This window comes from Bradyrhizobium diazoefficiens (genome assembly GCF_016616885.1).
GTDB lineage: Bacteria > Pseudomonadota > Alphaproteobacteria > Rhizobiales > Xanthobacteraceae > Bradyrhizobium > Bradyrhizobium diazoefficiens_F.
In genome coordinates, this window is the sequence record NZ_CP067102.1 from 1,557,034 (window position 1) to 1,578,419 (window position 21,386).

The following is a 21,386-nucleotide window of genomic DNA, read 5'->3' on the forward strand; positions in this document are numbered from 1 at the left end:
GGCACTGTGGCTGCTGTTGAGCGCCCGGAGGCCTGGCAGTGACCAATGGCGACAGCGATCTGCGCATTCGGCCCGGGCGCATCCGCAGCACCCGCGCGCCCAAGCCGAAGAGCTTCATCAACCAGGTGCTACGTGCCGCGAAGAAAGCCGGACACACGTCGGGTCAGGTTGGGCTTGGCAGGCGTTCTGCGGCCTATGGCCGCTCGACGTTTGGCCGCGGCCGGCTGTCCTTTGGCCGCAGCCGCTTGTTCAGCACGACGCGGCGCGTTGTGGTGAAGGCGCGCATCGTGCGTCACCAGGGACGTTCATTCCGTTCAGCGCCGCTGACGGCTCATCTTTCATACCTCAAGCGCGACGGAGTAACCCGGAACGGCGAGCGGGCCGAGATGTTCGATGCTGGCAGCGATCGAGCTGACGGCGTGGACTTCGCAGACCGATGCCAGGGCGACCGCCATCATTTTCGATTCATTGTCTCGCCCGAGGACGCCAGCGACATGACTGACCTCAAGGCCTTCACCCGCGATCTGGCCAAGCAGATGGAGACCGATCTCGGAACGCGGCTCGATTGGGTGGCCGTCGATCACTGGAACACGGACAACCCTCACGTCCATCTTCTCGTTCGGGGCGTCGATGAGACAGGCGCAGACCTCGTGATCTCGCGCGACTACATCAGCCGCGGCCTGCGCTCACGTGCCGAGGAGTTGGTCGCCATCGAACTTGGTCCAAGACCGGAGCATGAAATCCGCAACTCGCTGGAGAGGGAAGTCACAGCAGAGCGATGGACGCGGCTCGATCGGGAGATTCGGCTGTCAGCCGACGAAACCGGCTATATCGATCTTCGTCCTGAGAATCCGGGCAGCTCCGATCCCGAAATCCGGCGCCTGATGGTCGGCCGCCTTCAGCATTTGGAGAGGATGGGCCTTGCTGCGTCAGCTGCGCCAGGGGAGTGGATGGTCGGGCTCGAGGCTGAACGTAATCTTCGCGACCTCGGCATGCGCGGCGACATCATCAAGACTATGCATCGCGCCTTTACCGAGCGTGGGGAAGCGCGCAGCGTGTCCGACTACGTTGTCGAAGGTGAACAGCCAAGGTACCAGATTGTCGGGCGCCTGGTCGATCGAGGATTGCATGACGAGCTCACCGGCGAGGCCTACGCCCTGATCGACGGAACCGACGGTCGCGCGCACCACGTCCGGTTCCGGGGAATCGAAGCTTTCGAACATGCGCCATCCGTCGGCGGTATCGTCGAGGTCCGGCGCTTCGGTCGGGCCAATGATCCGCGTCCGACATTGGTCCTTGCGGCCCGTTCTGATCTCGATCTTGGTGAGCAGGTCACCGCGAAAGGCGCCACCTGGCTCGACCACCGGTTGGTTGAATCCAACCCCATGCCCCTCGCCATGGGCGGCTTTGGTCGCCAGACGCGCGACGCTCTCGAAGCTCGCATCGAGCATCTGGTTCGGGAAGGTCTGGCGGTACGGCAGGGCCAGCGCGTCACCTTCCAGCGTGATCTCCTGAACACGTTGCGTCGACGCGAGCTGGACGAGGTGGCAGCAAGAATCTCGGCGGAGACCAGCCTGCCTCACGTGAAGGGCGCCACCGGCGAGCACGTGGCGGGCACGTATCGTCAGCGGTTGACGCTCGCCTCGGGGCGGTTTGCCATGATTGACGACGGGCTCGGATTTCAGCTGGTGCCCTGGTCGCGCGAGCTCGAGAAAAGCTTGGGCCAGCACGTTGCCGGCACCGCGAAGGAGGGCGGCGGGATCGAATGGAGCTTCGGCCGGAAGCGCGACCTCAGCCTGTAGCTGTTTTGTCAATTGCTCGAAAGGTATTCGGGATGTCCGGAACCAAGATCCTCTGGGGACAGGTGATTGTCGTCGGCCTGATCGTCTTGCTGGCGATCTGGGGAGCGACCGAGTGGACAGCCTGGCGGCTCGCCTATCAGCCGGAGCTAGGGCGGCCGTGGTTCGCGTTGTCGGGCTTCAAGCTCTATTACCCGCCCATCTTCTTTTGGTGGTGGTTCGTCTACGACGCCTATGCCCCTCAGGTCTTTGTCGAGGGTGCATTCATCGTGGCCGCAGGGACCTTCGTTTCGATCGCGGTCGCGATCGGCATGTCGGTCTGGCGGGCGCGCGAGGCCAAGAATGTCCAGACCTACGGCTCGGCGCGGTGGGCCGATCCGCGCGAGGTGCAGGCGGCCGGACTTTTGGGTGGGGACGGAGTCGTGCTTGGCAGGTTGGCGGAGGATTACCTGCGCCACAACGGACCAGAGCATGTGCTCTGCTTTGCGCCGACCCGGTCCGGTAAGGGCGTTGGTCTTGTCGTTCCTTCCCTCCTCACGTGGCCAGACTCGGCAATCGTGCACGACATCAAGGGCGAGAACTGGCAGCTCACGGCCGGGTTTCGGTCCCGACATGGCCGGGTGTTGCTGTTCGATCCGACCAATCCAAAATCGTCTGCCTACAATCCACTTCTCGAAGTACGCCGCGGCGAATGGGAGGTTCGGGACGTCCAGAATGTTGCGGACGTGCTGGTCGATCCGGAAGGGTCGCTCGACAAGCGGAATCACTGGGAGAAGACCAGCCACTCGCTGCTTGTCGGTGCCATCCTGCACGTCCTCTATGCAGAGCCCGACAAGACGCTCGCCGGGGTCGCGGCCTTTTTGTCGGACCCGAAGCGCCCAATCGAGGTCACGCTCAAGGCAATGATGACAAGCTCGCATCTCGGTGAGCAGGGTCCACATCCGGTTGTCGCCTCAACCGCGCGAGAACTGCTGAACAAGTCCGAGAACGAGCGTTCTGGCGTGCTCTCGACCGCGATGTCGTTTCTTGGACTCTATCGGGATCCGGTGGTGGCCCAGGTGACAAGCCGATGTGACTGGCGGATCTCGGACCTGATTGCCGATGCTCGTCCCACGACGCTTTATCTTGTCGTGCCTCCGTCCGACATCTCCCGGACGAAGCCGCTCATACGTCTCGTGCTCAATCAAATTGGCCGTCGCATCACCGAAGATCTGCAAGCCAAGAACCGGCGCCACCGCCTCCTGGTGATGCTGGACGAGTTCCCAGCCCTTGGACGTCTCGACTTTTTCGAGTCGGCGCTCGCTTTCATGGCCGGATACGGGATCAAGGCCTTCCTGATCGCGCAGTCGTTGAACCAGATCGAGAAGGCCTACGGCCCCAACAATGCGATTTTGGATAATTGCCATGTCCGCGTGAGCTTCGCAACAAACGACGAGCGGACCGCAAGACGCGTTTCGGACGCGCTTGGGACTGCGACCGAGATGCGAGCCATGAAGAACTATGCCGGCCATCGGCTGAACCCGTGGCTTGGCCATCTCATGGTCTCGCGGCAGGAGACCGCACGCGCCTTGCTCACCCCCGGCGAGGTGATGCAGCTTCCTCCGACCGACGAAATCGTGATGGTGGCCGGGACGGCGCCGATCCGAGCCAAGAAGGTGCGCTACTACGAAGACAGACGCCTTACCGAGCGCATTCTCCCACCGCCAGAGCCGGCCAGACTGGGGCGGTCTTCGCGGGAAGATAGTTGGTCCAGCCCCAAGCTCCCCGTGCGGAACGACGCAACCGTCCAGACACAAGAGTCCGAAACCGATGCCGCCAACAGCGGTCTGCGCCGGGAACCCGAGCTTCCTGACCACGTCGCCATCGTCAAAGAGACAACCGATGTGACGCCGACAGAAGAGTTTGCCGTCCTGGACGACGACGATGAGGCCGTGCGGCAAGCTCGGCTTCTTCGCCAGCAGATGCGGGGCGTGGCCCGCCAGGCGGCGCTTGACCCGAACGACGGCATTGATCTCTGAGGTCCCATGCGCAACCGCATGAACGTGTATTTCCCCCCGGAGCTTCTGAAGCAGATCTCCGACCTTGCCGATCGCAAAAACCTCTCGCGATCGGCCGTCGTCGAGGCGGCAGTCGTCTCGTTTCTGTCACCCGATGGAGTGGATCGCAGAGAGGCGGCGTTCGCCCGCCGTCTCGACCGGTTGTCCCGCCAAGTGCAGCGACTTGAACGGGATGTCGGGCTGACGGCCGAGACGTTGGCCCTGTTTGTTCGGTTCTGGTTGACGATCACGCCTCCCTTGCCGAACGAAGCCCAGGCCGCCGCCCAGATCAAAGGACGTGAGCGCTTTGAAGGCTTCGTCGAGACATTGGGCCGCCGCCTGCAAAAGGGCCAAAGCTTCCTGCGGGAGATTCCGGACGATATCGTTCGTGGAGCGCCCGAGGATTCCACCAACTGATTGCGCCGGCCTTGCTGGCTGCTCCGGCCTTTCTCTTTCTACGCCAGACTACGACGAAGATGATCGTCTGGTTGCAGGAAGGTCGTTGGTGGTTTTTCTAATCATCCCCATCCGAGGGCGCTGCTTTAGCCCTCGATCGATGGGGGCAGGCAGTGGCGATCCATTCTCTTCAGTCGGAGGCGATCTCGCGTGGCGCGCGGATGCTCCGCAGCGCGCTGGGGCTCGCCATCGCGCGCTACCTCGAAGACGATGCGATCGTCGAGGTGATGCTGAACCCTGACGGCCGATTGTGGATCGACCGGCTCTCCAGTGGATTGACTGACACAGGTGAAAAACTCTCCGCCGCCGATGGCGAGCGCATCATTCGCCTGGTGGCGCATCATGTGGGAGCCGAGGTCCACGCCGGCGCGCCCCGTATTTCTGCTGAACTACCCGAGACCGGAGAGCGGTTTGAAGGCCTGTTGCCGCCTGTCGTCGCGGCACCAGCGTTCGCCATTCGCAAGCCTGCCGTCGCGGTCTTCACGCTCGACGACTACGCCAGGGCGGGCATCATGACGGCCGATCACGCCACGGCACTGCGCCAGGCCGTCGCCTCACGCAAAAACGTCCTGGTCGCTGGCGGCACATCAACGGGCAAGACCACGCTCACGAATGCATTGCTTGCTGAGGTCGCGAAGACCAGTGACCGGGTCGTGCTGATCGAGGACACCCGCGAGCTGCAATGCAAAGCACCGAATCTGGTCGCGTTGCGCACCAAGGATGGCGTGGTCTCGCTCTCGGATCTCGTGCGCTCCTCACTTCGACTGCGTCCAGACCGCATTCCCATTGGCGAGGTGCGGGGTGCTGAGGCTCTTGATCTGCTCAAGGCGTGGGGAACCGGTCACCCCGGCGGGATCGGCACCATCCATGCGGGCACTGCGCTCGGCGCTTTACGCCGGCTGGAGCAGCTCATCCAGGAAGCCGTGATGACCGTGCCGCGCGCCCTGATCGCCGAAACCATCAACGTCGTTGCGGTTCTGTCCGGGCGCGGTGCCGAGCGCCGGCTTGCCGAACTCGCGCGCGTCAACGGCCTCGGAGCGGCCGGGGATTACAGCCTTTCACCAGCAGGAGACTTCACATGAGCAATCGAAACATGAGCAATCGAAACCCAGTTCCGCATTGGAGCGTTTCCATCGCCGCACTGGGTGCGGTCCTGTTTATGAGTCCGCCCGCCTGGGCTGCCGGCTCCAACATGCCCTGGGAGCAGCCGCTCAATCAAATCCTGCAGTCTGTCGAAGGACCGGTCGCCAAAATCATCGCCGTCATCATCATCGTCGTCACGGGCCTGACGCTCGCATTCGGCGATACCTCGGGCGGCTTTCGCAGGCTGATTCAGATCGTGTTCGGGCTTTCGATTGCGTTTGCAGCTTCGAGCTTCTTCTTGTCGTTTTTCTCATTCGGCGGCGGCGTGGTGGTGTGATGGACGAGCCCGTCGCCGGATTTATCGCGCCGATGCATCGGGCTCTGACGGAGCCGATCCTGATGGGCGGAGCACCCCGCTCGGTCGCCATCGTTAACGGGACGCTCGCCGCAGCCCTTGGGCTCGGATTGCGCTTGTGGATCGCCGGTCTCCTGCTCTGGGCCATTGGCCACGCGGCGGCTGTATGGGCTGCCAAGCGAGACCCCGCATTCGTCGAAGTGGTGCGCCGTCACCTGCGTGTCCCAGCCCATCTCAACATCTAGAGCTCTCCCATGATGAATCTCGCGGAATACCGCCGATCAAGCACGCGGCTTGCCGATTTCCTGCCGTGGGCGGCCCTGGTCGACGCGGGCATCGTCCTGAACAAGGACGGCTCGTTTCAGCGAACGGCCAGATTCCGCGGACCGGATCTGGACAGCGCGGTCCCGGCCGAACTCGTGGCCGTGGCCGGTCGTCTCAACAACGCTCTGCGCCGTCTGGGATCCGGCTGGGCCGTCTTCGTGGAGGCGCAGCGCCATTCCGCAGGGGTGTATCCGCCGGACACATTTCCGGACGTCGCATCCGCGCTGGTCGATGCCGAGCGCCGTGCGCAGTTTGAAGAAGAGGGCGCCCATTACGACTCGAGCTATTACCTGACTTTCGCCTACCTGCCGCCGCCGGAGGATGCGGCGAGGGCGGAGCGGCTTCTTTATGAAGGCAGCAGTCGCACGCCAAGTGCCGACGCGCGGGAAGTTCTCACCGGCTTTGCCGACCGAACCGACCGCGTGCTGCAGCTTATCGAGGGCTTTATGCCCGAATGCGCCTGGCTCGGCGACGAGGAGACGCTGACCTACCTGCATTCGACGATTTCGATCAAACGGCATCGAGTTCGTGTGCCCGAGATCCCCATGTATCTCGACGCGCTGCTCGCTGATCAACCCTTGACCGGTGGTCTCGAGCCGATGTTGGGCGCGGCGCACCTGCGTGTTCTCACCATCGTCGGGTTTCCGACAGCGACCACGCCCGGAATTCTCGATGACCTCAACCGTCTCGCTTTCCCGTACCGCTGGTCGACCCGGGCGATCATGCTCGACAAAACGGATGCCACAAAGCTCCTGACGAAGATCCGGCGCCAGTGGTTCGCCAAACGAAAGTCGATTGCTGCGATCCTGAAGGAGGTGATGACCAACGAGGCCTCCTCGCTTCTCGATACCGACGCTCACAACAAGGCGATGGATGCGGACGCGGCGCTCCTGGAGCTGGGTTCGGACCAGGTCGGCGAGGCGTTCGTGACGGCGAGCGTTACCGTTTGGGGCCGAGATGCGCGCTCGGCCGATGAGAGATTGCGGCTCGTCGAGAAGGTCGTTCAGGGCCGCGACTTCACCTGCATGATAGAGACGGTGAATGCCGTCGAAGCGTGGCTCGGCAGCCTGCCTGGACACGTCTACGCCAATATCCGGCAACCGCCGATATCGACTCTCAACCTTGCTCACATGATTCCGCTGTCGGCCGTGTGGGCTGGCGAGGCGCGGGATCACCATTTCAAGGCTCCACCCCTACTTTTTGGCAAGACGGAAGGGTCAACTCCCTTCCGTTTCGCGCTTCACGTCGGGGACGTCGGACACACGCTTGTGGTTGGTCCGACCGGTGCCGGCAAGTCGGTCCTGCTGGCGCTGATGGCGCTCCAGTTCCGCCGCTATCCCCAGTCTCAGGTCTTTGCCTTTGATTTTGGAGGCTCAATCCGGGCGGCAGCCCTCGCCATGGGTGGCGATTGGCACGATCTCGGCGGCGCGCTGTCGCAAGCTGCGTCCGAGCCGGTCGCGTTGCAGCCATTGGCCTGGATCGACGATACGGCGGAACGGGCCTGGGCCACGGACTGGGTCGCCTCGATCCTTGCCCGCGAGAAGATCGAGATCACGCCGGAGGCAAAGGATCATCTATGGTCGGCGCTGACTTCCCTTGCTTCAGCGCGCCTCCCGGAGCGGACCCTGACAGGGCTGTCCGTTCTGCTCCAGTCGACGACTCTGAAACGCGCTTTGCAACCCTATTGCCTCGGTGGGCCCTATGGGCGGCTGCTCGATGCAGAATTCGAGCGAATTGGCGAGGCGTCGGTCCAGGCGTTCGAGACCGAAGGACTGATCGGAACGGGCGCGGCGCCCGCGGTGCTGGCCTATCTGTTCCACCGCATTGGCGATCGCCTCGATGGCAGGCCGACGCTCATGATCGTCGACGAAGGCTGGCTTGCGCTTGATGATGCGGATTTTGCCGGCCAGCTCCGCGAATGGTTGAAGACGCTGCGCAAGAAGAACGCCTCTGTGGTGTTCGCCACACAGTCTTTGTCGGACATCGATGGATCTGACATCGCTCCTGCCATCATCGAGAGCTGCCCGACTCGATTGCTTTTGCCGAACGAGCGGGCGATCGAGCCTCAGATCACCGCGATCTATCGCCGTTTTGGGCTCAACGATCGCCAGATCGAGCTCTTGAGCCGCGCGACGCCGAAACGGGACTACTACTGCCAATCCCGCCGCGGCAACCGCATGTTCGAGCTCGGACTCGGTGAAGTCGCGCTCGCCTTTGCGGCTGCATCATCCAAGACAGACCAGGCCGCAATCGACCGATTGCTCACAGAGCACGGCCGCGAGGCCTTTGTGCCTGCTTGGCTCCAGCACCGCGGAGCCGGTTGGGCCGTGGACCTCATTCCCAATCTCGGCAATCTGGAGAAGTCGCAATGAACCGTCGTCGTCTCGGTATGGCGATCAGTATCGTTGCTGTCTCGCTGCTGGCAACCGCGCCCAGCGGGGCGCAATGGATCGTCTTTGATCCCAACAATTACGTCCAGAATGTCCTGACCGCAGCACGAGAGCTGCAGCAGATCAACAATCAGATCACCTCGTTGCAGAACGAGGCGCAGATGTTGATCAACCAGGCGAAAAACCTGGCAAGCCTGCCATATTCCTCGCTGCAGCAGCTCCAGAGCTCGATTCAACGCACCCAGCAGCTTCTCAGCCAGGCCCAGCGCATCGGCTATGACGTGCAGCAGATCGATCGGGCCTTCGCCACCAGCTACGGACCGGCAACCGCACGCCAATCCGATTCAGCGTTGATCGCAGGTGCGCAATCGCGCTGGCAGGACTCGGTCGCGGGATTTCAGGACGCGCTTCGTGTGCAAGCCGGCGTTGTCGGAAATCTCGACACAAACCGCATTCAGACCTCGGCACTGGTGAGCTCAAGCCAGGGTGCAAGCGGGGCCCTGCAGGCCACGCAAGCCGGCAACCAGATCCTCGCACTCCAGGCGCAGCAGCTCGCCGACTTGACCGCGGCCGTGGCGGCGCAGGGCAGGGCTCAATCTCTGGAATCTGCCCGACGCGCCGCTGCTCAGGACCAAGGTCGCGAGCAGCTTCGGCGCTTTCTGACGAGCGGTCAGGGTTATCAATCCTCCAACGTGCAGATGTTTCATTGATGAGCGATCAAAAGGCATTCCAAGCATTGTCGCTCGCTATCACGGTGATTGGCGGAGCGGCACTCATCGTCGCATGCACGATCCAGCTACGCGGTCCGGACAAAATCATGGGTCCGAAGCCATCGAGCGCAACGGCCAGCCGCACCATGGAATCCGATCTCACCCGCTGCCGTACTGTGACGTCAGAGCATTCTGCGGCATATCAGGATTGCCAAAGGATCTGGGCGGAGAACCGGCGCCGGTTCTTCGGCCAAGGGGTGAGTTCGACCGGTCCCGCTGTCAACGATCGAGCCAGCTCGCCGTTGCTGTCAGCGCCGAAAGATCAGAGCCGAATGCCTCAAGGCGATCCCTCCGTCGCGTCACCCGAGGGAGGTGATCAATGACGGGCACGGGAATTATCGATCAGTTCCTCGAGACCTTCACCCGCTACATCGACAATGGCTTTGGGCTTCTTGGCGGCGAGGTCGGTTATCTTGCGACAACGCTGGCTGCGATCGATATCACCCTGGCCGCCGTGTTCTGGAGCTGGGGCACGGATGAGGACATCGTCGCGCGGCTCGTCAAGAAAACTCTGTTCGTCGGTGTCTTCGCCTACCTGATCGGCAATTGGAATAATCTCGCCCGTATCGTCTTCGAAAGCTTCGCCGGTCTCGGATTGAAGGCCTCAGGTACGGGCCTTACGGCAGGCGATTTCGTTCACCCTGGAAAAATTGCACAAGTCGGGCTCGATGCCGGCCGGCCGATCCTGGATTCGATCTCAAACCTGATGGGCTACATCAGCTTTTTTGAGAACTTTGTCCAAATCGTGGTCCTGCTGTTCGCCTGGGCCGTCGTCCTGCTCGCCTTCTTTATTCTGGCGATCCAGCTCTTCGTTACACTGATCGAGTTCAAGCTGACGACACTGGCAGGGTTCGTGCTGCTTCCGTTCGGCCTGTTCGGCAAGACGGCGTTTGCGGCCGAACGCGTCCTTGGCAATGTCGTGTCGTCCGGCATCAAGGTGCTGGTGCTGGCCGTGATCGTCGGTATCGGGTCTACCTTGTTTTCCCAGTTCACCTCCGGCTTCAATGGCGGTCAGCCGACGATCGAAGATGCCATGACTCTGGTCTTGGCCGCATTGTCGCTTCTGGGTCTTGGAATCTTTGGACCCGGAATCGCGAACGGACTGGTATCTGGTGGTCCGCAACTCGGAGCGGGCAGCGCGGTCGGTACGGGACTTGCGGCCGGCGGGATGGCTGCAGCGGGAGCCGGTCTGGCTGCCGGCGGTGTCGGTCTCGCCGGCGGCGCGATCGCAGGTGCGGCGCGGGGCGGCAGCGCCATCGCAAGCGGCGCGGCGGCCGCCTACCGGAGCGGCGGCATAGGTGGTGTTGCCGAGGCTGCGGCTTCAGCGTCTGTCAGTCCGCTCCGCAGAGCCTCCGCGGCGATCCATGGCGGCAGCCGGTCCACCAGCGCCAGCTCGGGCGAAGGTCCGCCGGATTGGGCGCAGCGCATGAAGCGCGCGCAGACAATCAGCCATGGAGTTTCGGCGGCAACTCATGCCGTTCGGTCGGGAGACCATGGTGGAAGTGGCAGCTCGATCGACCTGTCTGACGGAGGGCGCTAGATGTCAAAGTGCCCGTTTGCTGCGAAGCCGTGCGGATATGGCCACAGGACTGACCAGCCGGGTTCAAGCGCGCGCCCTGGTCGGCGCGCCTGGCATGGTCAGGCTTGGCAAGCGCTGGTGCTGGCTTCTCAAGCACTCTCGTTGAGCCTTACGCCCGCGCTTCTCTGGCAGGCCACGCATGACCAGTCCGCGTCAGTGAGAGCGCCACTGCACGAGAGGCAACAAGTGTTCGAGATGTCGGCCATGCAGGATCGGCCGGACGCCTTCCTTACGCTGCCTCTCGTGCATTTGCTGCCGGACCTCCGGGGTTTGAGCTCGAGCGTTCGCAGACGGCAATGCAGGGCCTGCCGTGTCTCGCGCTGCCTTTGCGTGTTCAGACGCGTCGTGCGCGTCGAGCAACCGACGTGATTGCACCCTCCGCACTCGCCGCCTGGCCATCGATCAAAATGTAAGTCTCAATTTCGTTTCTTGGGGAAATGACTGATGTTCAAGAGGTCTTCGGTCCACTACGGGCGAACGCCCGCGCCGGTGACGCCCTACCAGAAGGCGGCGCAAGCGTGGGACGAGCGCATCGGTTCGGCACGTGTGCAGGCCCGAAATTGGCGGCTGATGGCATTCAGCTGCCTGACGCTCTCGTGTGGCCTCGCAGGGGGGCTGGTCTGGCAATCCACCCAAGGAACAATCACGCCGTGGGTCGTTGAAGTCGATCGTTTCGGCCAGGCCCAAAGAATAGCTCCCGCAAACTCCGATTTCGAACCCAGCGATGCTCAAATTGCCTATCACTTGGCTCGCTTCATCGAGGACGTTCGCGGTCTGCCAGCAGACGGCATTGTCCTGCGCCAGAACTGGCTCAGGGCGTACGACTTCACCACTGACCGCGGGGCCGCCGCCCTGAACGAATACGCCAGGAGCAATGATCCCTTCGCAAGGCTCGGAAAGACGCAAGTCTCAGTCGAGGTCTCGAGCGTGATCCGCGCCTCAACGGAAAGCTTCCGTGTCGCCTGGGTCGAGCGCGGCTACGAGAACGGATCACTTGGTTCAACCGAGCGCTGGACCGCCATTCTGACGATCGTCATTCAGCCCCCTCGCGATGCCGATCGGTTGCGCAAGAATCCGCTCGGCGTCTACGTCAATGCAATCAGCTGGTCGAAGGAGCTCGGGCAATGAAGCCGCAATCCTCTCAAGTGGCGACCGGCGTCTCTCCAGGGTCATCGGGCAGGGCGGCCGTTTCAGTGCTCGCGGTCCTCGCGTGCATGCTAGGCGCCTGCTCGACTTATATTCCGCCCCAAATCACCTATGACTCCGACGTGCCGCCACTGCCGCCGCTACCGGCCGATGTCGATGATCGGAGCCGGCCGCTTCACGTCCCGCCCGCCTGGAAGCCGGTGCTCGGCGGCAAATCGGGGGCAAAGGAGGAAGCCGAGCCGGTCGACAGGGTCGAAGCGGCCAATAGCGCAGCTCGCGTCCAGCCACGCAAACGCGGGTATTTCAACGCCGCGCAGATCTACAGCTTCAGTCCCGGTGCCCTGTACCAGGTCTATGCAGCGCCGGGTCAAATCACGGACATCGCGCTGGAAGAGGGCGAACAGCTGGTCGGGTCCGGCCCGATCGCGGCCGGTGACACGGTGCGTTGGGTCGTCGGTGATACCGAGAACGGAAGCGGGGACACCCGCCGCGTCCATGTCCTGGTGAAGCCGACGCGCGCGTCGATCGAAACGAACCTCGTCATCAACACGGATCGGCGCACCTATCTGGTTGAGCTTCGCTCGCGCGAAAAGCCCTACATGCCGTTGGTTGCGTGGTACTACCCGCAAGATCGGCAGGGGAAAAGACAATCAGCACCTTTGACACCTGCTTTGCCCGACATCACGCAGCGCCGGTTGCGTTACCGTATCGAAGGTGACAACGCTCCCTGGCGACCTATCGCGGCCTATGATGATGGTCGCAAGGTCTACATCGAATTCCCACAAGGCATCGTACAGGGCGAAATGCCGCCCCTGTTTGCCCTCGGCCCTGACGGCAAGACCGAGATCGTCAACTATCGGGCCTATGGCAATCTGCTGATTGTCGATCGGCTGTTCGCAGCCGCCGAACTCCGCCTGGGCGGAGAGCACCAGCAGAAGGTCAGAATTGTCCGGACCGACGGGAGCTCGACATGACCGACCGTCAGGATGAAGAACAACTGGCCGGCACGCAGCGACCGTCTCAGGATCAGACAGAGCTGTTTCGGCTCCGGCCAGAATACCCGCGCGTGACCCGCCTTTCGCGCAAGGTCCTGTTGACCGGAAGCTCCCTCGCATTATTCCTTGTGGCTGGGGCGACCTTCTGGGCACTGCAGAAAAATCAGGCACGCGGTCCCAGGCCAGAAGAGCTCTACAGCACTGATCATCACAATGTTGCGGAGAGTATCACTGCACTTCCGCAGGATTACGCGAAGGTGCCACGCCAGGTGCCGCAGTTGGGCCCGCCACTTCCAGGCGATCTTGGCCGCCCGATCCTCGCTGCTCAGGGGCAGCCAGCCGGTACCGCGCCAGGTTCGGCTGATCAGGAACGGCAGCGGGAGAACCAGGAGGCAGAGGCGGCGCGCATCAGCCGTCTGTTTGCCTCCACGAATACGCGAGAGGCCTCAAATCCGATAGGGACTGGGCAAGCAGTTGATCGCGCGAACCTGGCTGCGCCGGGGTTCAACAACGAGGAGGGATCTGCGCAGAATGCGCAGGACCGGAAGCTTGCGTTCGTGAATGCCGCCGTGGACAGGCGCACCACGAGTCCGGATCGAGTCACGAAAGCTGCTTCACCTTATGTGGTGCAGGCAGGAACGGTCATTCCCGGAGCGCTGATTACGGGGATCCGCTCCGATCTGCCGGGACAGATCACGGCACAAGTCACCGAGCACGTGTACGACACGCCGACGGGCCGCTTTTTGCTGATCCCGCAGGGCGCGCGTCTCATAGGGGTCTATGACAGCCAGATCAGCTTCGGCCAGTCACGTGTGTTGCTGGTCTGGACGCGACTGATCATGCCCAACGGGCGCTCCATTGTCCTCGAGCGGCAACCCGGTGCGGATCCATCGGGGTATGCAGGACTTGAAGACGAGGTCGACAACCACTGGGGCGAACTCTTCAAGGCAGCCGCACTTTCGACCTTCCTGGCCGTCGGCACAGAACTGGGAGCTGGCTCCGACACAAACACCAACGATAGTGCGATCATTCAGGCGTTGCGACATGGCGCATCGGATTCGCTCAACCAAACTGGACAGCAAGTGGTTCGGCGCAGTCTCAACATCCAGCCCACACTCACTGTCCGACCTGGGTTTCCGATCCGCGTCAACATCAACCGTGACCTCGTTCTGGAGCCATATAAAGGGTGATTGCACATGCCAAAACTCAAAATTGGAGCGATACCAGATGAAAAGCCCGTCAAGATCAGTCTTGATCTGCCGGCGTCCGTGCATCGAGAGCTTGTTGCCTATGCCGAGACCCTCTCGCGTGAATCGAGCCAATCTGTAGAGCCCGCCAAGCTGATTGCGCCGATGCTGGCACGGTTTATGGCCACCGATCGTGGTTTCCGAAAACTTAGGCGTTCAAGTCACCCCTCTGCCGTTGAAGGCGGTGAGGGATAGCGTTCGGCCAAGAGATCCAGGAAGCGCGTAAGCGCCGGGTTCTCATTGTCCTTACGCCAGTACGCGTTAAAGCCCATTCGGCTTGGTCCAGAACCGTCCTGGATTTCCCGATAGACCACGCCGGTGAAGTTGGCCCCCACGTCAGCTTCAAGGACCAGACTTATTCCAAGTCCCAAGCTGACGAGGCTCTTGATGATACCTCGGCTGACATCATGCCGCTCGATCTTCGGCCGCCTCTCATTGGCAACCAGCTTTGAAACCAGCAGCTCTTTTATATCGCTTCCCGGATCGCGTTGGCTTAGCAGAACCGTCTCGTTGAGAAGATCGGTCCAGTAGATAACGTTGCGGGTGAGCAGAGGATGATCCTTTGGAAGCACAACGAGAATGCGTTCGCTCCAAACCGGCAGACTCTTCTGACCGGATAGCGTACGTCCTCCAGGCACGACAGCGACATCGGTCGTGCCACTGCGAACAGAATCCATCAGACGCGTACGCGACTGTTCGGCTGTGGTGAGTGCGACCATCGGTGCTCGCTTCCTGAACTCCGCGAGGGTGGCACGTAGATTGCCTGCAGATATCGAGGTGCAGAAACCCACGGAAAGATGGCCCGCCTCGCCGCGGCCGCTGGAGCGGCCCGTTGCGACCAGAGTGTCGACCTGCTCAAGGATCATTCGCGACATTTGCAGGATCGTTCGCCCGGCCGGCGTGGGCGCAACTCCGCCGGTCGAACGGTCAAAGAGAGCCACTCCGACCAGGTGCTCAAATTGACTGATCGAGCGACTGAGCACCGAATGCTGCACAGCCAGGCATTCGGCCGCCTGTCGAAAACTTCCACAGTCGGCTGCAGCGACCGCGGATCGCAAGTGATGTAGACTGATATTGGCCGATTGGACAGGGTGAGACATGTTTCTTGAGATAGCGATCGCTAGTGGTTGGGAGGTTGAGCGGGCTGAAATACGGTATCCTCTACGCAGCTTTCAGCGCCGGCTCCCAGAGCACAGGTGAGCGGAGTGTTCCGGTGTCGCGGACCCGCGATAGTGCGGCCGCTGAAATCTCGAGATAGCCAGCAACGGCCTGGGTGTTTCCCAATGTCCTTGCCTGGCCCGCCCGTCGCAGGGGCCACCCGGCGCGTCGCAAGATGCGCTCCATGCGAGCGTCGGTCACCGTGATGATTTCTGTTAGCCGTCTCGAAAGGCCGAATTCGATCATGCCAGCGAAGAGCTCGTACGTCGCGCTGGTCAGCCCGCGCATCGTTCCGCGCGCGCCAGCGTCAACATCCAGCGCGAAACGGCTGCTTTCCCAGACCGAATGATCCGCGTTAAAGGGCTGTCCATCGAGCAGCACAGGGAAGGTATCGCGCAACATCGTCGGTCCGGTAGATGGAAGCAGCCGTACGCAGCCCTGAACGCTATAATTGCTCGATCGCTGAATCAGGTAGACAGGACCGAGTGCATCGAATTCATCGACTTCCATGTCCCCGCTGGTCTGAACGTCCCATGCGAGTCGTTCCTTGAAAACCCTGTATCTAAGTCTGTGCATCTCACAAAGGTCTTCAGCAAAGGCTCCATAGAACTCCTGTGTAATCATCTGCATCATCGATTGTGCCTCCAAAGCCGCGGGGCGGGTATTGAAGGGGAATTGTTGGGGATGTGCAGCCTCCTCAGTTAAGGAGGTGTGATACCGACGTACGCATCTGGCAAAAAGCCGGATTGGCAGGGCCGAGCCGCGCCATCGGATTAAATCCTCTTCGCCCGCAGCGTCGCTGAACATCCTCAGAGCTCTATCGACGCGTTTTTTGCTGTCGGCTAGACGAGTCTTGACTGTCGGCCTATACGGGTGGCTAGGACTCGGGAGCGAGACTTAGAGCCAAGGGTACATTCTATCGAGGAATGACGCACACTATGGCAGAAATCTCATGGCGACGGGATGGGGTCGATTCTGGCTGGTTCATCGCTGAGGGCATCGGATCAGTCCGAAGCACGGCCAGCTACGGAAGACCAGGAGGTTGGTGGTTTCTCCCTACCTGGTTGCCTGACACTGAAGAGAATGACGTCGGACCATTCAGGACAAAAGCCGCAGCATTGAGAGAAGCCGAGCGTCTCGCGGCCGCACAAGATCAAATCGCCCGGAGTTAGTCGCGGTTTGGGAGTTCGGGGGTGATGCCGGAACATTGTTTCAGCCTCGTTAGCTCGTCTCGGCATCGAGCTGACGATCTCAAGCATCATCGGCGACGCTCTGGGGCGCCAATCAAGGCAGGGGTGCGTGGATGCGCTTGGCAGGATGGCCTGGCAGACGGGCAAGTATGCCTGCGCGCCCGGCCTCGGGGATCGGTGTCGTTCAGCTTGGCGCAGGTGATGAGAGTGTAGACGGCCTTGGCGCGCCGGCCGCCCTCATTTAGGTCTTTCGACCAGCGGCGACAAAGCGCGCAACTGCTTGGATCCTCGATCGAACGCCCAGTTTGGTCCTGGCGTTGTCCAGGTGATATGCGACCGTATGGTGAGAGATGCCCATGATACGGCCAATCTCCCAGGAAGACTTGCCCTGAGCGGCCCAATTTAGGCACTCGATCTCCCGCCGAGAAAGCGAGACACCGTCAATCTGATCGCGGGCACGCAGCTTACGTTCTGCGTGTGCATGGAAAACCGTTGCCATAAAAGGAAGTATACGAGCATGCCGGCGTACGGAGCGTCCGAAGGCAGCAGCTCGTTCGTTGGCGGCAAATGTGACTGCTGCAATAGCAACGCCGCTCTCGTGAATCGGAACGGTGAAGCCACAGCGAATGCCAAATCGCGCGGCCTCCTCGAAAAGCTGACGAGCGGGCTCCGAATGTGCTTCGGGCCCGAGGCCAAGGCCCCACTCAAAGGCCTTGTCTCGCCGAACGGATTGAATAATTACAGGATCAAACCGATGGTACTGCTGCTCGACGTAATGCGAAGTCCAACTTGACGGATAGGTCGAAATCAGAAGCGGCGGCGCGCCTGGTCTGGAAGGCAAAACGAGGTAGGCGAAACAAGATAGATCGAGCGCGGCTGCAGTTTCAGCCATCCCGAGCCTAAGGTCATCGAGGTCGGTACTTTCAATCAGTTGATCAACGAAAGCTTGGAAAACGTGACGCATTGTCCTTCTCGCTGCAGGCACTCGTACGACTGTCGTCTGAATCAAAAGATTCACATGTCAGGTTCATACGCATCGTCACTTCGTGGCGCGCGCGGAGAACGCCTGTGACGTCTTTGCGCGAACCAAGGTGAAACCTGATTGCTTGCCTCCAATGATGAGGTCAAGTCGGTTGAGGTCAAGTCATGCTTGATATGCTGTGATGTTGTGATCAGCGTCCCATAGCTGCGCGAGCGTGGCGGCAAATAGTGTCCGCTCGACACGAGAGTTTGGTCTGGGAATCCGTCACTTGGGGCTGCTCATCGACATTGCGGTATCGGTCTCGTTCGCGTCTTTGAAATCCTGCGTGGTTGCCCAGAAAATCGCGGAATTTCCGCGCGACTTGGCTCCACTTTCGTAAGTTTGCACCGCGATTCCCACTAGAAGAGGCCGCTCAAGAGGAGATTGCAAATGAAGGTCGGTGTTCCCAAGGAGATCAAGACGCACGAATACCGCGTGGGCCTGACTCCTGGGGCTGTCCGCGAATATGTGGCCGCAGGCCACGCCGTGCTGATCGAGACCACGGCTGGCGCTGGCATCGGCGCAACAGACGACCAGTACCGCAAGGCTGGCGCGACGATTCTGGACTCCGCTCGCGAGGTCTTTGCGTCGAGCGAGATGATCGTAAAGGTCAAGGAGCCCCAGCCTTCGGAATGGACCCAGCTGCGAGAGAACCAGATCCTCTTCACATATCTGCATCTGGCGCCGGACCCGGAGCAGGCCAAGGGCCTCATAAAGTCCGGATGTACCGCCATTGCTTACGAGACCGTGACTGGTCCGGCTGGCGGGCTTCCGCTGCTTGCGCCAATGAGCGAGGTTGCGGGCAGGCTTGCGATTGAAGCAGCGGGCGCGGCGCTGAGGCGCTACTCAGGTGGGCGGGGGCTATTGATCGGCGGCGTGCCCGGTGTGCAGCCGGCCCGTATCGTTGTGATCGGGGGCGGGGTTGTTGGTGCGCATGCCGCACGGATGGCGGCGGGATTGGGTGCCGAGGTCACGATCCTCGATCGTTCGATTCCCCGGCTTCGCGAACTGGACGAACTCTTCGAGGGGCGCGTTCGCACCAGGTTCTCGACCATAGACGCCGTCGAGGAGGAAGTATTTGCAGCGGACGTTGTCATTGGGGCGGTGCTCGTTCCCGGTGCCAGCGCGCCGAAGCTGGTCAGTCGCGGCATGTTGAGCTCGATGCGCAAGGGCTCCGTCATTGTGGACGTGGCTATCGATCAGGGCGGATGCTTCGAGACCTCGCGTGCGACGACGCATGCGGATCCAACTTACGAGGTGGACGGCGTTATCCATTATTGCGTCGCCAATATGCCCGGAGCTGTCCCGCTCACCTCGAGCCAGGCATTGAACAACGCCACGCTGCCCTTTGGCTTGGCTCTCGCCAACAAGGGATTTGCAGCCGTGCTTGAAAATCCGCATCTGCGCGCAGGCCTCAATGTCTATCGGGGCCGGCTAACCTATAAGGCCGTGGCCGAGAGCCTGGGCCTACCCTTCTCACCCTTCGACCAGGCCGCGGCCTGATCCACAGAGGCTCCTTAGGGAGCGTTTTCCTCCCTGACTTGGGCCACTCCTTCTTCCTCCGGAGTGGCCCTTTTTTTGAGGGGATAGCACAACTCTGCGTAAGGCGGTGTGACTTGCCCTCAGGCTGCTATTCACAGACTCATCATCGCTGACCGGGCTGCCGTGAGTCGGCATCAGGCCTGAATACCCTTGGCGCCCCGAGCGTCACCGGTTGCGACGGATCGAACCGCTGCCGAGCAGGATCATAGCGATCCGGCAATTGGCTCGATCTTCGCCCAGGAAGCTTCCGTCAGGCGCAAGAAGTTCATAAGCAGCACGTGCCCTTGTTCCGTGAGTATCGATTCCGGATGAAACTGCACGCCAAATGTTGGTTGGAAACGATGTGCGAGCGCCATGACCTCGCCTTCGTCCGAACGCGCCGTCACCGTGAGATGCGGCGCGCATGCCTCATCGAACTCAACAACAAGAGAGTGGTAGCGCCCGACGCGAAGTGGAGACGGAAGCTCCTTGAATAGCCCTCGACCGTCATGCGTTACAGTGGAGGACCGGCCATGCATAGGGCGACGTGCACGCTCCACGCCTCCGCCGAAAACGCTCCCGATACACTGGTGTCCGAGGCAAATGCCGAGAAGTGGTACGCGACCTGAAAGCTCGCGAACGACGGCGGTGGATATTCCGGCCTCAAGTGGAGTGCAGGGACCAGGCGAGATGACCACTGCGCGCGGCTTCAGGCCTACAAGGTCCGTGACGCTGATCACGTCGTTCCGGATCACCTCCGCCTCCTCACCAAGGTTGCGGAAATAGCGGGCAATGTTGAAGACGAAGGAGTCGTAGTTGTCGATGATGACAATCAAAATGCACCCGTTCATTCAGCACGAAACGCATCGAAGATGCGCTCCGCCTTGGCGAGCGTCTCCTCGTATTCGGCCTCTGGATCCGACATCGCCGTAATGCCGCTGCCTGCATGAAAGACAGCCGCATCGCCATCGATCGTTACAGTGCGAATCGCAATGTTTGTATCCATGTGGCCGTTAAAACCGATGAAGCCGATCGCTCCACAATAGAGCTCGCGTGCCACACGCTCGATTTCCGCTATAATTTCCATCGAGCGCACCTTTGGTGCTCCGGTAATGGAACCGCCGGGAAAGCAAGCGCGAAGTAAGGTGACCGCGTCCTGATCTCCTGCAAGTTCACCCGTAACGACCGACACGAGGTGGTGCACCGAGGCATAGGATTCGAGGTTGCACAATGCCGGAACCTCGACCGAAGGCGCAGTGCAAACGCGAGACAGATCATTACGCAGGAGGTCGACGATCATAACGTTCTCGGCGCGGTCCTTTTCAGACGTAAGGAGGATTTCAGCTCGACATCTGTCTTCCTTCCAGTCAGCGGAACGCGCGATCGTGCCCTTGATGGGGCGCGTCTCGACCCGACCTCCGCCAAGCTTTAGGAAACGCTCCGGTGAGCTCGATGCGACGGTCAGCTTGCCATAGCGCAGGAGCGCTCCAAAGGGTGCGGGGTTCGATGATCGTAGCTGGCAGTAGAAGGTGAGCGGGTCGAAGGAAGTCGATACCTTGGCGCTGAAGCGCTGCGCAATGTTGGCTTGGAAGACGTCTCCGGCCAGAATCAAGCCGATGACGCGCTTGACCGCAGCAATATAGTCATCGCGGCTGAAGTTCGAATGCCACACGCCCACGCTGCCGGAGGATGCATCCCGCGGCGTCTCTGCGCGGGCAAGGAGAGATGCAAATTCGTCAGCTCGGCGGTGTGCACGCTCTGCGCGGCGTATAGGATCCTGCTCCGGCCATCCGGTCGAAACGATCCAGCATTTGTTGTGCCGGTGGTCGTAGCTCACGACTACGTCATAGAAATGCAGGAGCGATTGGGGCAATCCCTGGCCGGGAATTACGGACGTCGGCAAGTTCTCTAAGGTCCTGTTTAGATCGTAAGCAAGGAAGCCGGCCGCGCCTCCCTGGAACGGCGGGAGATCAGAGCGATGCTCTTGCGAATAGTTGGCGAGAAGGGCACGAAGAGCTTCCCACGGGTCGCCCTCAAGAGCCTCTCCGTTCCAACTCGCCTGTCCGTCCGCGACCATAAAGGTGCCGAACGGGTCGCAGCTCAGATATGAATAGCGGCCGAGCAATTCGTGCGTTGCCGCGCTGTCGAGAAACGTCAGCTGCGGTCGATGCGCCAAACGTCGCATCGCCGTGACGGGCTCGATCCACTGCAGCTCGCGGACGTGCACTGGTCTGTCAATCACCGATGACTTGCGTGCTGTGAGATGTGCTCAGATTGTGATCCCGAGCAGACCGAGAGGCGCTCGCCTGGGGCCCG

Annotated in this window: 20 protein-coding genes; 15 read left to right on the forward strand and 5 right to left on the reverse strand. The window is 61.3% G+C overall.

Annotated elements, in window-relative coordinates; all coding sequences use genetic code 11:
• Positions 1-38 precede the first annotated feature (38 nt).
• From JJC00_RS07265 to JJC00_RS07330, 14 genes are all read left to right on the forward strand, one after another.
• On the forward strand, positions 39-1,802 hold the full coding sequence (locus JJC00_RS07265; RefSeq protein ID WP_200471995.1) for a relaxase/mobilization nuclease domain-containing protein: 1,764 nt from the start codon (positions 39-41) through the stop codon (positions 1,800-1,802).
• A gap of 32 nt (positions 1,803-1,834) precedes the next feature.
• Positions 1,835-3,817, forward strand: a complete 1,983-nt coding sequence (locus JJC00_RS07270) for a conjugal transfer protein TraG (RefSeq protein ID WP_200471996.1) — start codon at positions 1,835-1,837, stop codon at positions 3,815-3,817.
• 6 nt (positions 3,818-3,823) lie between these two features.
• Entirely contained in the window at positions 3,824-4,252 is a 429-nt protein-coding gene (locus tag JJC00_RS07275) for a CopG family transcriptional regulator (RefSeq protein ID WP_200471997.1), read from the forward strand.
• Positions 4,253-4,452: 200 nt separating this feature from the next.
• Positions 4,453-5,373 carry a P-type conjugative transfer ATPase TrbB gene (gene trbB, locus JJC00_RS07280; RefSeq protein ID WP_433996514.1) on the forward strand — a complete coding sequence of 307 codons (921 nt, stop codon included), beginning with the start codon at positions 4,453-4,455 and terminating at the stop codon, positions 5,371-5,373.
• Positions 5,370-5,711: a TrbC/VirB2 family protein gene (locus JJC00_RS07285; RefSeq protein WP_246774121.1), complete on the forward strand. Its 342-nt coding sequence runs from the start codon at positions 5,370-5,372 to the stop codon at positions 5,709-5,711. Before trbB ends, JJC00_RS07285 begins: the two co-directional genes overlap by 4 nt.
• On the forward strand, positions 5,711-5,974 hold the full coding sequence (locus tag JJC00_RS07290; RefSeq protein WP_200471999.1) for a VirB3 family type IV secretion system protein: 264 nt from the start codon (positions 5,711-5,713) through the stop codon (positions 5,972-5,974). Before JJC00_RS07285 ends, JJC00_RS07290 begins: the two co-directional genes overlap by 1 nt.
• Before the next feature lie 9 nt (positions 5,975-5,983).
• The gene (gene trbE / locus JJC00_RS07295) at positions 5,984-8,425 is read left to right on the forward strand and encodes a conjugal transfer protein TrbE (protein WP_200472000.1); all 2,442 of its coding nucleotides are present in this window, start codon (positions 5,984-5,986) and stop codon (positions 8,423-8,425) included.
• Positions 8,422-9,153 (forward strand): P-type conjugative transfer protein TrbJ, encoded by a 732-nt coding sequence (trbJ, locus tag JJC00_RS07300; protein WP_433996491.1) that lies wholly within the window; start codon positions 8,422-8,424, stop codon positions 9,151-9,153. Before trbE ends, trbJ begins: the two co-directional genes overlap by 4 nt.
• Positions 9,153-9,536, forward strand: a complete 384-nt coding sequence (gene trbK-alt / locus JJC00_RS07305) for a putative entry exclusion protein TrbK-alt (RefSeq protein WP_200472001.1) — start codon at positions 9,153-9,155, stop codon at positions 9,534-9,536. The genes trbJ and trbK-alt overlap by 1 nt, the downstream gene beginning before the upstream one ends.
• The gene (trbL, locus tag JJC00_RS07310) at positions 9,533-10,753 is read left to right on the forward strand and encodes a P-type conjugative transfer protein TrbL (protein ID WP_200472002.1); all 1,221 of its coding nucleotides are present in this window, start codon (positions 9,533-9,535) and stop codon (positions 10,751-10,753) included. Before trbK-alt ends, trbL begins: the two co-directional genes overlap by 4 nt.
• 483 nt (positions 10,754-11,236) lie before the next feature.
• Positions 11,237-11,920 carry a conjugal transfer protein TrbF gene (trbF, locus tag JJC00_RS07315; RefSeq protein ID WP_200472003.1) on the forward strand — a complete coding sequence of 228 codons (684 nt, stop codon included), beginning with the start codon at positions 11,237-11,239 and terminating at the stop codon, positions 11,918-11,920.
• A gap of 86 nt (positions 11,921-12,006) precedes the next feature.
• Positions 12,007-12,912: a P-type conjugative transfer protein TrbG gene (gene trbG / locus JJC00_RS07320; protein ID WP_433996515.1), complete on the forward strand. Its 906-nt coding sequence runs from the start codon at positions 12,007-12,009 to the stop codon at positions 12,910-12,912.
• On the forward strand, positions 12,909-14,123 hold the full coding sequence (locus JJC00_RS07325; protein WP_200472005.1) for a TrbI/VirB10 family protein: 1,215 nt from the start codon (positions 12,909-12,911) through the stop codon (positions 14,121-14,123). The genes trbG and JJC00_RS07325 overlap by 4 nt, the downstream gene beginning before the upstream one ends.
• A 6-nt stretch (positions 14,124-14,129) precedes the next feature.
• On the forward strand, positions 14,130-14,375 hold the full coding sequence (locus JJC00_RS07330; protein WP_200472006.1) for a DUF2274 domain-containing protein: 246 nt from the start codon (positions 14,130-14,132) through the stop codon (positions 14,373-14,375).
• On the opposite strand, the gene JJC00_RS07335 is transcribed toward JJC00_RS07330, so the two are convergent.
• From JJC00_RS07335 to JJC00_RS07345, 3 genes are all read right to left on the reverse strand, one after another.
• Positions 14,342-15,280 (reverse strand): LysR family transcriptional regulator, encoded by a 939-nt coding sequence (locus JJC00_RS07335; RefSeq protein ID WP_200472007.1) that lies wholly within the window; start codon positions 15,278-15,280, stop codon positions 14,342-14,344. The genes JJC00_RS07330 and JJC00_RS07335 overlap by 34 nt on opposite strands.
• A gap of 61 nt (positions 15,281-15,341) precedes the next feature.
• Positions 15,342-15,971, reverse strand: a complete 630-nt coding sequence (locus JJC00_RS07340; protein WP_200472008.1) for an acyl-homoserine-lactone synthase — start codon at positions 15,969-15,971, stop codon at positions 15,342-15,344.
• A 798-nt stretch (positions 15,972-16,769) separates the two neighbouring features.
• Positions 16,770-17,492 (reverse strand): LuxR family transcriptional regulator, encoded by a 723-nt coding sequence (locus JJC00_RS07345; protein WP_200472009.1) that lies wholly within the window; start codon positions 17,490-17,492, stop codon positions 16,770-16,772.
• Between the two features lie 447 nt (positions 17,493-17,939).
• On the opposite strand from JJC00_RS07345, the gene ald reads away from it, so the two are divergent.
• Positions 17,940-19,052: an alanine dehydrogenase gene (ald, locus tag JJC00_RS07350; protein WP_200472010.1), complete on the forward strand. Its 1,113-nt coding sequence runs from the start codon at positions 17,940-17,942 to the stop codon at positions 19,050-19,052.
• 242 nt (positions 19,053-19,294) lie between these two features.
• On the opposite strand, the gene JJC00_RS07355 is transcribed toward ald, so the two are convergent.
• Complete coding sequence (locus JJC00_RS07355; RefSeq protein ID WP_200472011.1) at positions 19,295-19,906, reverse strand: anthranilate synthase component II; 612 nt, start codon at positions 19,904-19,906, stop codon at positions 19,295-19,297.
• Between the two features lie 11 nt (positions 19,907-19,917).
• Positions 19,918-21,297 (reverse strand): aminodeoxychorismate synthase component I, encoded by a 1,380-nt coding sequence (gene pabB, locus JJC00_RS07360; protein WP_246774122.1) that lies wholly within the window; start codon positions 21,295-21,297, stop codon positions 19,918-19,920.
• Positions 21,298-21,386: the final 89 nt, after the last annotated feature.

What these genes read in the sequence shown, in the direction of transcription:
- JJC00_RS07340 (WP_200472008.1), bottom strand. Translation starts at nt 15,971, where the DNA reads ATGATGCAGATGATTACACAGGAGTTCTATGGAGCCTTTGCTGAAGAC.
- trbF (WP_200472003.1), top strand. Translation starts at nt 11,237, where the DNA reads ATGTTCAAGAGGTCTTCGGTCCACTACGGGCGAACGCCCGCGCCGGTG.
- ald (WP_200472010.1), top strand. Translation starts at nt 17,940, where the DNA reads ATGAAGGTCGGTGTTCCCAAGGAGATCAAGACGCACGAATACCGCGTG.
- JJC00_RS07290 (WP_200471999.1), top strand. Translation starts at nt 5,711, where the DNA reads ATGGACGAGCCCGTCGCCGGATTTATCGCGCCGATGCATCGGGCTCTG.
- JJC00_RS07330 (WP_200472006.1), top strand. Translation starts at nt 14,130, where the DNA reads ATGCCAAAACTCAAAATTGGAGCGATACCAGATGAAAAGCCCGTCAAG.
- JJC00_RS07325 (WP_200472005.1), top strand. Translation starts at nt 12,909, where the DNA reads ATGACCGACCGTCAGGATGAAGAACAACTGGCCGGCACGCAGCGACCG.
- trbE (WP_200472000.1), top strand. Translation starts at nt 5,984, where the DNA reads ATGATGAATCTCGCGGAATACCGCCGATCAAGCACGCGGCTTGCCGAT.
- JJC00_RS07285 (WP_246774121.1), top strand. Translation starts at nt 5,370, where the DNA reads ATGAGCAATCGAAACATGAGCAATCGAAACCCAGTTCCGCATTGGAGC.
- trbJ (WP_433996491.1), top strand. Translation starts at nt 8,422, where the DNA reads ATGAACCGTCGTCGTCTCGGTATGGCGATCAGTATCGTTGCTGTCTCG.
- trbB (WP_433996514.1), top strand. Translation starts at nt 4,453, where the DNA reads ATGCTCCGCAGCGCGCTGGGGCTCGCCATCGCGCGCTACCTCGAAGAC.
- JJC00_RS07275 (WP_200471997.1), top strand. Translation starts at nt 3,824, where the DNA reads ATGCGCAACCGCATGAACGTGTATTTCCCCCCGGAGCTTCTGAAGCAG.
- trbL (WP_200472002.1), top strand. Translation starts at nt 9,533, where the DNA reads ATGACGGGCACGGGAATTATCGATCAGTTCCTCGAGACCTTCACCCGC.
- trbG (WP_433996515.1), top strand. Translation starts at nt 12,007, where the DNA reads ATGCTAGGCGCCTGCTCGACTTATATTCCGCCCCAAATCACCTATGAC.
- JJC00_RS07270 (WP_200471996.1), top strand. Translation starts at nt 1,835, where the DNA reads ATGTCCGGAACCAAGATCCTCTGGGGACAGGTGATTGTCGTCGGCCTG.
- trbK-alt (WP_200472001.1), top strand. Translation starts at nt 9,153, where the DNA reads ATGAGCGATCAAAAGGCATTCCAAGCATTGTCGCTCGCTATCACGGTG.
- JJC00_RS07345 (WP_200472009.1), bottom strand. Translation starts at nt 17,492, where the DNA reads ATGCGTCACGTTTTCCAAGCTTTCGTTGATCAACTGATTGAAAGTACC.
- JJC00_RS07335 (WP_200472007.1), bottom strand. Translation starts at nt 15,280, where the DNA reads ATGTCTCACCCTGTCCAATCGGCCAATATCAGTCTACATCACTTGCGA.